This is a genomic window from Dolichospermum sp. DET69, assembly GCA_017355425.1.
GTDB lineage: Bacteria > Cyanobacteriota > Cyanobacteriia > Cyanobacteriales > Nostocaceae > Dolichospermum.
Window position 1 is genome coordinate 1,659,556 of the sequence record CP070233.1, and the last position, 13,697, is coordinate 1,673,252.

Consider the following 13,697-nt stretch of genomic DNA (forward strand, 5'->3'; position numbering starts at 1 on the left):
GGTAAACCGCTACCTTCTTTTTCTGGGTTATTGATATCAGGATTGCAATTACGTAAACAAGAAATGAGAGTAATAAATACTACTCATTATCCTAAATACTTTGTCTATGTTAGCAATACCTGCACTATTTTTTGTAGATTGGACTGTTTTAAAAGTCCCTCATGGTGTATCAAATATTTTTTACCCCTCCCTAACCCTCCTACGGTGTACACACAAGTCTTCTAGAGTTGCCCCACAACGTTTAGATCCCCCCAACCCCCCTTAAAAAGGGGGGCTAAATTCTTCAAAGTCCCCCTTTTTAAGGGGGATTTAGGGGGATCGGATCACGTTTAGCATCCTGTCTAGAGATGTGTGTACACCGTAGCTTAAAAAGGGGGGCTAAATTCTTCAAAGTCCCCCTTTTTAAGGGGGATTTAGGGGGATCGGATCACGTTTAGCATCCTGTCTAGAGATGTGTGTACACCGTAGCCCTAACCCTCCCCTTAGAAAGATGAGGGGACTTGATTTTCTGTTATCCCCCCAATACATCGGCTACGGTGTACACACAAGTCCTACCTGTCTTCGTTTCGGCTGATTTCGCCCTCTAAATCCCTCAATTTTGGGGGTTAGGAGGTGATTCAATCACTTGTGTGTACACGGTAGCATTTCCAAGGGGGGTAAGCAATAATATCTAATATCACTTTATGGCTACGCCACGCTTCGCTATCAAAGAACCTCTAAGAGGTTGTTTTAAAAGTATTATTCTGTAATTTTTATCACAGTTATACCCCACCCTAACCCTCCCCGATGTGTTGGGGAGGGGACTAGATTTTCTTGTTTCCCCCCAATACATCGGGGGGATTAAGGGGGGTAATAAATATTTGATACATCATCAGGGACTTTTAAAACATCCTCTAACACATCCTACTGAAGTTTAAACTTGGCAAAATTAAACCTTTACAGATTCTTGGGACTCGTGATTGATTGTTTGTGAATAGTCTTCTTTTTGAAAGTAGTAATAGCTATGGGGTTCATTTTTAATGATCACACCATTAACTACCTGTCCTAAAACATTTTGACCGGATTTGGCTAATAGTTCTTTCGCAAAAGTAGCATTCACAGAATCAACTACACCAGGACGAACTACTAATAAAACACCGTCAGCCATTTGTCCCAAGGTAACGGCATCAGCAGCGACAGTTAAGGCTGGTGTATCAACAATTACAAAATCATATTTATCAGAGAAATTCGCCATTAAGGCGGCCATTCTTTGTGAGTCAAGAAGAGCCGCGGGACTAGGAGGAACTATGCCAGAAGTCAAAACATCTAAATTAGGCATGACTTTTTTGATAGTAGTAGTAATTTCTTCCTGTTTAAAAATTAAATTACTTAAACCTTGATTATTCATTAAGTCCCAAATTTTATGCTGAACGGGACGGTGTAAATCTCCATCTATTAATAAAACTTGTCGATCCATTTGTGCTATTGCTGTGGCTAAATTAGCCGCTACTGTTGATTTACCTTCTTGGGGTACAGAACTCGTGACAATAATAACTTTTAGTTCTTTATCAGCACTAATAAAATTAAGATTTGCCCTCAACATTCGGTAAGCTTCACTAATAAAAGAACGAGGAAAATCTCGAATTATAATTCTTTGATTATAGGATTCAATTTCTTCATTTTTACGACTAGATGGCTTGAAATTACTAATAGTAGGAATAACTCCTAATAATGCCAATCCAAGTAATTCTTTGGCTTCATCAACAGTCTTGATAGATTTATCTTTGATTTCTAAAATATATATAGTCATCAAGGCTGCTAATATACTCAGTAAGCCTGAACTTAGATAGGAAATCATTGCAGAAGAAGTAGGTTCATCAGGGATTTCTGCTTCAGATATTTTAGTAGCATTACCTAAATTTTGATTTTCCGCAATGCGACTTTCTTGTAACTTCTGAAGTAAGAGAGAATAGGTAGATTGTGCTGCTTGTAATTTACGGTCTAGCTGACGTTGTTGTTCTTCTAGTCTAGGTAAATTATTCAATCGTTGTTTATAAGCAAATTGTAACTTCAATAAAGAATTAGCTTGACTTGCTAAACCTAGACGGTTAGATTCTAATTCTACTAGTCTACTAGAGAGTTGTTGTTGCAAAGCACTCAATTGTAAGTTGCTTTTTGCCTGAAGTTTATTTTGGCCTAAAGCTTGAAATATTCTATTGTCAATAACTTTATTTAAAGAAGTAATTTTATCTTTCAAGTCTATGATTTGTGGGTGATTATTTTGTAAAACAGTTTGTCTGTTTGCCAATTGTGATTGTAGCTGTTGGATTTCTTTCAGAATATCTTGCACTCCTGAAATCTGGCTAATAGAAGTCATTGCTAATGCTTGTTTTGGATTCATTCCCAATTGCTGACTAATTACCTGATATTGTGATTCAAAATTAGCTAGTTGAGATTGAGTATCGTTAATTCTTAACTGTAAATCACCAATAACTTGTACTGCTTTATTGGCTTCTTCTTGTAAAGAAACAACTTTATTTTTCTCTTTAAACTCTGCTAATTCAGATTCAGTTTTACGAACTACTAATTCAGCTTTTGGTAGTTGTTTTTCTATAAATTGACGGGCTGCGGCTGCTTCGGCTCTGCGTGAAGATACATTTTGCTCTAAATAAATTTTGATTAGCTCATTTACTACTTGGGCAGCGGTTGAGGGGCTAGTATGAGTGTAGGCAATTTGCAGAACATCAGCACCTTTAATATCTTTGACAGTAAGGTTCTTGAGAAATATCTTTGTTTTTAACTTAACACCTTTACTATCTTTGAGATTTAGTCGGCTTATAGTTGTTGCTATAATCGGAAGAGAACGAATTACTTCTACTTCTGTGTTGATGGGATTACTCTGCTGCATGAGAGGATCTAGTTTGCCTATTTCTGTGCCTAATCCTGTAATTGAAGAAGTGGCATTATTTCTTTGAAAACGCAACTTACCTTCTGCTAAATAAATAGGTTTTTTTAAAGATATAGCTAACTGTGCTATGACAAAAACAGAAATAGTAATAAATAAAGTAGCACGCCAACGACGTTTAAGGATTGTCCAATATTTTTCTAGGGATATAGAAGATTCTTGAAGTTCCATAATAAATTAATTTTTGATGTTTTTAAATTGCAGAGTAAATTGCTTGAATTTTGTCAATAACTCTCCATAAATCTTCATCTGTTAAATTAGAGCCAGAAGGCAAACAAAGACCATGTATGAATAAATCTTCTGCTACTTTACTACCAATATATTCACACTCAGAAAATACAGGTTGAAGATGCAATGGTTTCCACACAGGACGAGCTTCAATTTGTTGTTGGGCAAGTTGAAGACGGATGTATTCTCGGTCTGCACCAAAAGCTTCTGGATTGATTGTTAAAGTCGTTAACCAGCGAGTAGAATCTCCAAAATTAGCTTCGGGCATAAATTCTATTCCTGGGACATTTCCTAAAGCCGCTTGGTAAATTTCAAAGTTGTGTCGTCTAGCTGCTACTCTTTCAGACAAAACTTTTAACTGACCACGACCAATACCTGCTAGAACGTTACTGAGACGATAGTTATAACCTATTTCTGAATGTTGATAATGGGGGGCAGGATCACGGGCTTGAGTTGCTAAAAATTTGGCTTTGGCAATTAATTGATCATCGTCAGAAACTAACATTCCTCCACCAGATGTGGTGATGATTTTATTGCCATTGAATGAGAAAATACCAATTTTTCCCAAAGTGCCAGGGGAAAGCCCTTTGTATGTAGAGCCTAATGCTTCGGCTGCATCTTCAATTAGAGGAATATTGTATTGATTGCAAGCTTTGAGAATTGGCTCTATATCTGCACTTTGACCATATAAATGTACAACTACAACTGCTTTGGGTAATTTACCAAAATAGGCGCGTTTTTGTAAAGCTTCCTGCAACAAGTCTGGGTTCATATTCCAGGAAATGCGATCGCTATCAATAAATACGGGTTTTGCCCCTAAATAAGTAATAGGATTAGCAGTAGCTGCAAAGGTTAAAGTAGAGCAAAAAACCTCATCTCCTTTGGTAACTCCAACTAATTGCAAAGCCAAGTGTAAAGCCGCAGTTCCCGAACTCACAGCAGCCGCATAACTAGCACCAGTAATTTGACAAAATTCTTGTTCAAAAGCATCAACATGGGGACCAATAGGAGCAATCCAATTAGTTGCAAATGCTTCTTTGACAAATTCTAATTCTTGATTTCCGATGTGGGGAGTGGAAAGGAGAATTGGTTTCATAATTAATAATTTTCACTTAATTAAAAGTAGCTTCTTTAATTAATCGAGCAGGCGTACCTGCTACTGTAGTTCTGGGCATAACATCCTTCATTGCTATCGCTCCTGCACTTACAGTAGCCCAAGCTCCAATTTGAACTCCTGGAAAGATCATGCTTCCCAGAGCTAAAAAAGCTCCCTCCTCCGCTGTCGCACCTCCTGCAAGGTGGGAGAGAGCTAGATGCACATAATCTCCTACACAACAATCATGATCAACACTGGATTTAGTATTAATAATTACGTGGGAGCCAATTGTTGAATAGGGCTGAACTATTGCACCCGCGCAAACTACCGTACCAGCGCCTAATGAAACTTCAGGATGAACCCAAGCATAGGGATGAACTACAGTTATCCAATTAAGATCAAATTCTTCTACTAAACGCTTCCGCACCTCATTTCTACCTATACCAATGATGGCATGAGAAAAGTTGTGATCTTTAAGCTCACTGACTGGACCAACCACCGAAATACCAAAAATATGCGTTCCCCTCTTTTCCAGATCATCATCGTAAAAACCGACTACTTGATGACCTGCTGCCATGAGCGTACTTGCTACTACTTTGGCATGACCTCCTGCACCAATTACGACTACTTTTTGTGTATTCATAACATCCTTAAATTATAGGGAAGTGACAATTAAATCTTCTACTTCAATAATGATGCTACTCAGAGACAAGCCTACTCCAAACCCTGTCAGACATAGCCGACCACTAATTTTATTAATTCCTTGGTTTAAGGCATAACGACTAATAGCAATTGGTATGGAGGCACCGCTTGTATTACCTATTCCTTCCACCAAGATTGGTACTTTTTCTGCACTCAGCTTTAATTTTTTCCGAATATAATCAACCATAAATTTATTCGCTTGGTGAAATACAAATAAATCAATATCTTCACTGCTGAAATTACAACTTTTTAGCGCAAAATTTACAAGTTCTGGAACTTCTTTAATTGAAAATGAAAAAACAGCCGCACCATCCATAGCTAAATCATTATCACTTCTGTAGATGCCATTTTCTTTTAACATTACAATACTTGTTTCCTGGTTACTTGGCTTTCTCATTCCACCAGCAGGAACAATTAATTTATCATAATCATTAGCAATGGTTCGCCAGCAAGCTGTTAATCCTTTTCCTTTTTGATCAAATTCTAAAATACAGGCAGCCGCTCCATCACCAAATAACAACCGCTCAGTTTTATCTTGATAATTTACTAGTTTTGTGAGTGTATCTCCAATAACCAACAATCCACATTTAATATCACCATTGTTAATTAATTTGCCTAGAACAATGAGACCATGTGTAAATCCTGCACAGCCAGCATTTATATCTAGTGTCAACACCCTAGTTTCTAATCCTAATTTATGGGATAATAGGAATGAATTTCCGGGAATTAAATGATCTGGAGTTTGGGTAATACATACCAAGCAGTCTATGTTTTCTTTGCTAATATTTGTGGTTTGAAAAAGGTTTTCTACAGCTTGGTACATCAGATCAAAAGCTGTTATTTCCTCTGGGGCAACTCTTCTACTATAAATGCCAATTGTTTGACTAATCCGTGCTATTTCTTCATAACCTAATACATCAGATAATTCATGATTAAATTCAGTTTTTTGAGGTAAAGCAATTGCTATGGCTCGCATACTGATGTTGGGAATGCTGGTTTTACTCATAGCTTTTATTTAAATTGAGAACGAATTTTTTTATATCGGTGATTGTGATGTTCACTAGAATTCAAGTAAACCTTGACTGGAATTTTGTAACTTTGTAATTTTTCTTGACAATAGGATTGAATGAGTTTTCTCATTTTCCGTTCATCAATTGATAAATCGGAAGGTTTAACTACAGCAACCACTATATTTCCTGTAATTGCATTTGCTTCTCCAAAGACAGTTACTTCATTAATTTCTGGTATTTGGATTAAAATATTTTCTATTTCTTGAGGAAAGACTTTCAATCCACCGACGATAATTATTTCTGATTGACGACCCAGTATTTTAAAGTAATCACCTTTTGTTTCTACGACATCACCTGTATTTAACCAACCTTGATCATCAAAGGGGTAGGGAGCATTCAAATAACTAACCATAGCTGAATTAGTTTTAATCCAGAGGATATTATCTATGATTTTAACTTGATAATTTTCCCCACCTAATTTAAACCATTTACTTACAGAACTTTCGCTTTGAGTAGGTAATATTCCTAGCTCTGATAGTCCATAAGTCTGCTTTAACTTCACACCAGGAAAAACATTAGCTAGGGACATTAATGTATTTTCTGGCATAACTTCAGTGCCATAGCTGATGATTTTCAAAGAATTTAAATTATAATCTTTATAAGCTTCTGACATTAAAAGTAAGTTCAAAAAAGTTGGTGATACTGGTAATAACTCTATCTGATAGTTTTCAATTAATTGGCAAATAATCTCTGTGCTTCTATTCTCTGTGAGAACAGTTGTTCCCCCATTAGATAATTGATATAATAAAGTGTTTATGCCTCCGATATGATCTAGGGATAAAAAGGCTAAGGTATTGAAAACTTTTCTGCCTTTAGTGTATTTAGATAGTAATTTATTACAATCATGTAGCATCCCCTTGGGTGTTCCTGTAGAACCAGAAGAAAACAAGATAATTCCCGCAGATTGCTGTTTGATAAATTCAACTAAAGTGCTGTTATTTACACTAGTTTTGAGGTCATCAATCAGTAATTTTTCTTGTTTATCAATGGCTAGGATGTAGCGAGCATTTGCTATTTCCAAATATTTGTTTTTCTCTTCTTTATTATTGACTCCTAAAGGAACTAGGATATTTTGTAGATTCATAACTGCAAAGAATAAAGCTATAATTTCCGGGGAATAATCTCCCTTAAAACTAACAATAGATTTTTCTATTCCTGCTTCTGACAAAATATAAGACCAATATTTTATTTTCTCTACAAGCCAGTTGTAACTATATTTTTGATTATTTGAGATTAAGGCAATTTTATCACCATAATCTGCAAAATCAGCTAAAAATCTGTCAAGATTATTCATGAAACACCTCCTAGATAAATAACCTGTCCTGTAATATATTGACTGGCTTCACTCGCAAAGAAATCAACAACATTTTCCACATCTCGAAATTCACCTAAACGATTTAAAGGCATTTTATTAACCAGAGATTGAATCTTTTCTTCAGGTACTTTAGCAATCAAATCAGTCATGATTGGTGAAGGTCCAATCACATTAACTGTAATGCCAAATCTAGCCACTTCTCTCGCAAAAATCTTAGAAAATTCTTCAATAGCTGCCTTACTAGATGCGTAGATTGCCTCCCCTTCAATGTGCATAGGAACAGCGACAGAACTAAAATTAATAATTCTGCCATAGTTGGCTTTCATCATGAGTTTGGTACTTTCCCGTGACATATTGAAAACGCCAAGTATATTGATATCAAGTATTTTTTTAGCAGTAGTATCTGGCATCAAAAGACAAGGATTCATCGCAGCTATCCCTGCATTATTAATCAGTATATCTAAATGCCTAAATTTTTTTCTGATTTCTTGTAAAACCTGAGTGACATCATTAATATTAGTGACATCACCTCGATAATGATAGTATTGATCGTGCTGCAAAGATGATTCAGAACGGGCAAAACCACAAACAATAGCTTTTTGGTCTAAAAAATGTTTTGCTAAATGAAATCCAATACCTTTAGTTGTTCCCGTAATTAAAACAATGCGGTCTTGATAAAGACTATTAGCAACATTTTTCATAGAAGATAACCTACTATATAATCTGCCAATGTACTAATAGTTTTAAAAGGACTACTACTCTGAGACATAGTATGTTCGTTGGCAAGAATTATATCAAGATTAAATCTGTCGGTAATTTCCTCTTCGACGATAACAATAAGATTGACAACTTGCATAGAATCAAAAGGTGAATTTCCTCCTAGAATTCTAGTTTCGTCATCTATATTTTCAGGTAAATTAAGATTCGATTTTTCAGCAACTTCTTTCAATGATTTTTTGATTATTTTAACAACTTCTTCCTTGTTTCTATGTAATACATCATTTCCCTTGATCATTGTCTGAGAACTAATTATTTGATTGTCACTTGTAGCTATCAAATTAATCAGGTCTTTAATTGTTTTACTTTCGACTATAGCATTGACAGGAATATCTCGATTTGCATAACTATCAATCATTGATATTACCGATAGCCTAGAAACTGAATCCCAGGCATCTCCTAATGCTTCTAGTGGCGTTTCTTCCGTAAGATTAGCACTATTAATTTCCATCGCTTCACCTAATACTTCTAATATTTCTTGGCGGCTTAACATATTTTATTCCTGAAATATTTCCATTTATTTACTACTGTTAAAAATATAATCAATACCTGAAAATAATTTGGTCAACTTGGCACTATCTTTATTAAGACTGGAGTTTAGACTAAGCCATGAAAAAAGACCCAGGAGGGCTGAATTAATCAGAGATATAGTGAAATTATGAATAATCTTGAGTATTAAACAGCAACTGATGGTTTCTTAAGTAGTTTAGTAGTCTGTCAAGAACTAATTGACGGATTCAGGACTTACCCAATTGGCTTGCTTTGTAGGGTGCGTCAGACTCGATAATTCATCAACAATCGACAGAAATTTGACATCTGACGCACCTGACGACTAAACCCATCAAAAAATATATTTTCGCAGTTTTTGACCCTTTTTTATTTCTTTGGGAAAAATCCAGGATAGCTATGCTGCACTTCCTGAACAACTTGACCATGAAATTGATTCGTAAAAGATTGTCCTGATAGGGATAGCGTGGCGTTAGCCATAATTTGCTTGGTAATATCGGTGATAGTTGGATATAGGAACAAACTAATTAAAGGTAAATCCACATTAAATACGGAGCGAATTTCCTCAATTAATCTCACGGCAACTAGAGAATTACCACCCAAATGAAAGAAATTATCTTCAATTCCTACCGTCGAAACCTGAAGCACCTTTTCCCAGAGTTCAATTAAAGTTTCCTCAACATTATTTTCAGGTATTCTTGAACTAACATTATCCCCAGATTGAGAAACTAATATAGTTCGACTTCGCTCACTATCAATAGGAGCAGGTAAAGCCTTGCGGTCAACTTTCTTATTGGGGGTCAGGGGAAATGCTGCCAACCAAACAAAATTAGAGGGAATCATGTACTCAGGTAATAGAGAGAGTAAGTATTCTCGCATAGTTGCATTGGTCGGCTGATGTCCTGGTTGTGGGAGTAGATATGCCACCAGCCGCTGATCTCCAGGGACATCCTCACGGACAATAATCACCGCTTCTTGAACTGCTGGATGTCTGCTTAAAATTGTCTCAATTTCTCCCAGTTCAATCCGGTATCCCCGCACTTTGACCTGGAAGTCTATCCGTCCCAAGAATTCCACATTACCATCTAGTCGGTAGCGAACCAAGTCACCAGTCCGGTATAACCGGGCTGTGGTATCGGTACTAAAGGGATTGGGGACAAACCTCTCTTGAGTTAACTCCGGCCGATTTAGATATCCCCTGGTCACGCCTTGACCACCGATGAATAGCTCACCTGGTACGCCAATTGGTACAGGGTGCTGATTCTTGTCCAAAATGTAAACTTGTGTGTTAGCAATGGGACGGCCAAGGGGAACTATGCCATCTACTTGATCCAGAGTATGAGTTGCCGACCAGATAGTTGTTTCTGTAGGCCCATACATATTATGAATTTTTCCAGAAATAATCTGTTTAAGTTGATTTGCTAGGGCTTCGGTAAAGGCTTCACCACCAACCATCATCGTCCGCAGTTGCCCCATAGCCTCGCGGGTAGCGGTTTCTGCAATCAGTAAATTTGCCATAGAGGGAGTACATTGCAGATGTGTCACCTGATGACGCTGTATGAGGGCAGCTACAGATTCAGTCGGTGGTTGATAATTAGCCCGTACTTTCAACTGATTCAGTAGAGGTAGTTGAGATAGTACAGTATCCGTATCTAAACCGTAGTCAATCAGACAGGCTATTTCATCTACACCAATAGCTTTAATTCGATCAACCATCTGCAAACAAGTGTCCACAGTTCCAAATAGACTACTGGTTTCAAAGTACCGTTCAAAGGAGAAATCTAGTACCTCAGCCATGTCTGGGTCAGAGAGATGGGATATTGCAAACTGTCCGTTGTTGTCGGTGGTTTTCTGCTTGAAAGTTGGGAAAGACCAGGCTGCCAGCTTGATTAAATCTAGGGAACTAGCTAAATATTGCCGCATGGGCTGACGGACAAGTTCTTTGACAGTATCATCACTTTCCCCGACAAAAGTGTGGATCATCAGGGTGACAATTCCCTGCCCAGGATGTCCATTATCTGCCCATGCTTGCCGATAAATGGCAATTTTAGCGGCTAATTCTGTCAAACTTTGCCCCAGTAAGTGCGTCAAAAGATGAGAACCACTCGCTCCTGCCATTTGGAAGGTTTCCGGGTTGCCGGCGGCTGTAATCCAGACTGGGAGTGTGGATTGTATGGGGCGAGGTAGGGTTTGTATTTCCACCATTTCGCCTTTACCGTTGGGATATGCTAGGGTTTCTCCTTTCCAGAGCGCCCGTACCTCCTCAATTTGCCCAAACATAATTTCCTTGCGGTTCTCAAAGGCTTGGGGACACAATACAAAGTCATTGGGTTGCCAACCAGCCGCAAAGGATATGCCCACCCGACCCTGAGAAAGGTTATCTACTAAAGCCCAATCTTCTGCCATTCGCACAGAGTTATGTAAGGGAGAAACACAGCTACCTGCGCGAATTTGGATATTTTTGGTAATGACTGCGATCGCCGCACTACTCACCACAGGATTAGGGAACAAGCCACCAAAGGCGTGAAAATGACGTTCGGGAGTCCAAACCGCCTTAAAGCCATTCTCATCAGCAAATTTAGCCCCTTCCAGCAACAATCGGTACTTGGCAGCAGCATCTTGTCCTTGCTCATGACTAGAGAAGTAGAAAAGACTAAAATCTGTATGTTTCGTGAGATTTTGCAGTTTTAGCTCCCCAGCAAGAGACTTTTGCCGTTCTGCTTTGGGGTTATAGATGACAACTTTAAAGCCCCGTGCCAATGTCCAGAACAGTTCTAAGACGGAAATATCAAAAGATAAACTGGTGACTGCTAACCATACTCCTGGTGGTTCATGGTCAATAACGGCATCCATACCAGTGAAGAAATTAACCACATTACCATGCTCCACCATTACCCCCTTGGGTTTCCCAGTCGAACCGGAGGTGTAGATGATGTAACTCAGATTTTCCGGTGTTACCCCAGTAGAGGGATTAGTAATTGGTTGTTGAGCAATTTCGCCCGACATGATATCAATGGGGATAATGCGGACATGATCATCAACAATGAGATTGGAAATTAGTTTCTCTTGAGTTAAGATCACCTTCGTTTGAGAATCTTCCACCATGAAAGCTAGACGCTCTTGGGGGAAGTCGGGGTCAAGGGGAAGATATGCCCCACCGGCTTTATGAATTGCCAGTAACCCCACCATCATTGCTAATGATCTTTCTAAATGAAGACCAACTAGAACATCAGGAGCAACTCCCTGTAGTTGTAGATAATGCGCTAGTTGATTCGCTTGGGCGTTTAATTCCCGGTAAGTTAATTGTCGTTCTTGAAAGGCCACAGCTATAGCATCAGGATTCTGTGTTACCTGCTGCTCAAATAATTCGTGGATACATTTATCTGTAGGAAAGGGTTGTGCTGTCTGATTCCAATCTCCTAAAATTTGCTGCTGTTCTGTAACGGAGAGTAGTGGTAGTTGATGTAGCGATTGTTGAGGATTTTCTATACACGCATTTATAAAACTCTGAAGTTGCTGGACAATCGCTTGAGAGTCAGTGTCATTGAGTAACCCAGTATGTACTAATTCTGGTAAGCTCCCGTCTTCATAAGCCACAAAGGCCATAGATGCTTGCAGATGAGTCCAATTTAGGTGTTCAGGACTACTTGCCAGCACGATAGCCACAGGCAGAAAATTACTCTGGTCTTGTAGTTCTGGATAACGTCTTAAGAGAGTATGTCTAAAGCTACCCAGACGAGAGGTCTGATCTAGGGTAGTTTCAAATCGGTTTTTAAACTCATTAAAAGACTCCTCTGGCTGGGTTTGAACACGGATAGGAACTCGTTGGGCAAATATTTCGGGAGCAATGCCGCGCTGTGAATCGGTTTGTAGTCCCAGGTCAAATTCTGTCTCTGTTGCCAGTCGCGCACAGTAAGCTGCAAACATGGCCAGCAGTGATTTGGCTTCTACCTGCTTGGTTAACAACACAATAGAATAGCAGTGCAATGATATATCTCGTGGTTGCTCAATAGTTGCGACTGGCAAATAGGGATGTCGAAAGAGTGCAAGCTGCATCAATCGTTCTGACCACTTTTGCTCATAACGACAAATAGCAACATTCCGTTGACTAATGGCATCTCTAATTTCAGGATCAATTACAGGTAAGACATCACCGACGCGCACACCATAATCTGCTCTCAACTGTTCTTCGGAAATATCCTTTCCGTTCAATGTCGTTAAACGACTCAACTGCACAGCCCCATCTATGGTGGCAATGCACATCCCTGGTGGTTCTAGTTTTAGCACTTGTCCGGGAACACCCTGGGAAGTAGTGATTGAATGGGCAGATCCAACAACAGCCACCCCCCCTGGCAACCAGATTTTGGGTAACCCTAGTTCGTTGCGAACTGGCCCAAAATCTAAGGCTTTGACGAGATTGCAGATATCTTTACTACTAACATCATAACAGATCAAAGAGGCGGCATCTGGGCGATCGCTAAGACCAAAATAACTGCGTTGTGATAGGTCTTGAGTCCAAGGCTGGACAAGATCTATTGCTAGTTCTTGTACCAATTCGGCAAAGGAATTAACTGCGGCATCGAAACAACTAACATTCAGGGTAAATACTGTATCATCTGGGAGAATTGACACAGTTTTTTGTTTGAAAATGCGCCCAGTATCAAGTTCACTAGATATTTCGTGCCAAGTCACAGCGTGTTGGGTTTCTCCATTCAGTATAGCCCAAGAGGTTGCATACAAACCAGCATATTTTGGTAATGGTGAGTCATGGTAATTAATGCTGGCTTTTCTCGCCCTTTGAATCACATTTTTAGGAATAATCCATTGGGTATTATTGATACTGAAAAGATAATCGTAATCAACGTCCAGGAGTGTTTTTTGAAAAATGGATCGAGAAGCGGCGTGAGTGATGTCATGTTCCTCACACCACTTTTCTAAGGAATTATCGGTTGAATATACTCCCAGGACTTGGCAGTTTTTCTGTAACAAGATTTCCAAGCAACTCAAAGCCAAAATACCATTGCCGACAACAAAACAGGAAAAACTGGACATATTTTG

General features: G+C 38.7%; 8 protein-coding genes. All 8 read right to left on the reverse strand.

Annotated features, from left to right (window positions below; translation table 11 throughout):
- Window positions 1-928 precede the first annotated feature (928 nt).
- The 8 genes from EZY12_07940 to EZY12_07975 all read right to left on the reverse strand — a co-directional run bounded on the left by EZY12_07940 (window position 929) and on the right by EZY12_07975 (window position 13,691).
- Window positions 929-3,115 (reverse strand): polysaccharide biosynthesis tyrosine autokinase, encoded by a 2,187-nt coding sequence (locus EZY12_07940; GenBank protein ID QSX69527.1) that lies wholly within the window; start codon window positions 3,113-3,115, stop codon window positions 929-931.
- A 22-nt stretch (window positions 3,116-3,137) separates the two neighbouring features.
- Window positions 3,138-4,271 (reverse strand): aminotransferase class I/II-fold pyridoxal phosphate-dependent enzyme, encoded by a 1,134-nt coding sequence (locus EZY12_07945; protein QSX70572.1) that lies wholly within the window; start codon window positions 4,269-4,271, stop codon window positions 3,138-3,140.
- Window positions 4,272-4,284: 13 nt separating this feature from the next.
- A complete protein-coding gene (locus EZY12_07950; GenBank protein ID QSX69528.1) occupies window positions 4,285-4,911 on the reverse strand; it encodes an acetyltransferase in 627 nt (208 codons plus the stop codon).
- Window positions 4,912-4,923: 12 nt separating this feature from the next.
- Entirely contained in the window at window positions 4,924-5,976 is a 1,053-nt protein-coding gene (locus EZY12_07955) for a ketoacyl-ACP synthase III (protein ID QSX69529.1), read from the reverse strand.
- A gap of 5 nt (window positions 5,977-5,981) precedes the next feature.
- The gene (locus EZY12_07960; GenBank protein QSX69530.1) at window positions 5,982-7,334 is read right to left on the reverse strand and encodes a long-chain fatty acid--CoA ligase; all 1,353 of its coding nucleotides are present in this window, start codon (window positions 7,332-7,334) and stop codon (window positions 5,982-5,984) included.
- Entirely contained in the window at window positions 7,331-8,056 is a 726-nt protein-coding gene (locus tag EZY12_07965; protein ID QSX69531.1) for an SDR family oxidoreductase, read from the reverse strand. The genes EZY12_07960 and EZY12_07965 overlap by 4 nt, the downstream gene beginning before the upstream one ends.
- Window positions 8,053-8,625, reverse strand: coding sequence for an acyl carrier protein (locus EZY12_07970; protein QSX69532.1), 573 nt, complete (start codon window positions 8,623-8,625; stop codon window positions 8,053-8,055). Before EZY12_07970 ends, EZY12_07965 begins: the two co-directional genes overlap by 4 nt.
- Window positions 8,626-9,008: 383 nt before the next feature.
- Window positions 9,009-13,691 carry an LLM class flavin-dependent oxidoreductase gene (locus EZY12_07975; GenBank protein ID QSX69533.1) on the reverse strand — a complete coding sequence of 1,561 codons (4,683 nt, stop codon included), beginning with the start codon at window positions 13,689-13,691 and terminating at the stop codon, window positions 9,009-9,011.
- Window positions 13,692-13,697 lie beyond the last annotated feature (6 nt).

Bases quoted from the DNA above. Each gene is read 5' to 3' on its own strand.
- EZY12_07965 (QSX69531.1), bottom strand. From the start codon at position 8,056: ATGAAAAATGTTGCTAATAGTCTTTATCAAGACCGCATTGTTTTAATT.
- EZY12_07970 (QSX69532.1), bottom strand. From the start codon at position 8,625: ATGTTAAGCCGCCAAGAAATATTAGAAGTATTAGGTGAAGCGATGGAA.
- EZY12_07955 (QSX69529.1), bottom strand. From the start codon at position 5,976: ATGAGTAAAACCAGCATTCCCAACATCAGTATGCGAGCCATAGCAATT.
- EZY12_07950 (QSX69528.1), bottom strand. From the start codon at position 4,911: ATGAATACACAAAAAGTAGTCGTAATTGGTGCAGGAGGTCATGCCAAA.
- EZY12_07940 (QSX69527.1), bottom strand. From the start codon at position 3,115: ATGGAACTTCAAGAATCTTCTATATCCCTAGAAAAATATTGGACAATC.
- EZY12_07960 (QSX69530.1), bottom strand. From the start codon at position 7,334: ATGAATAATCTTGACAGATTTTTAGCTGATTTTGCAGATTATGGTGAT.
- EZY12_07975 (QSX69533.1), bottom strand. From the start codon at position 13,691: ATGTCCAGTTTTTCCTGTTTTGTTGTCGGCAATGGTATTTTGGCTTTG.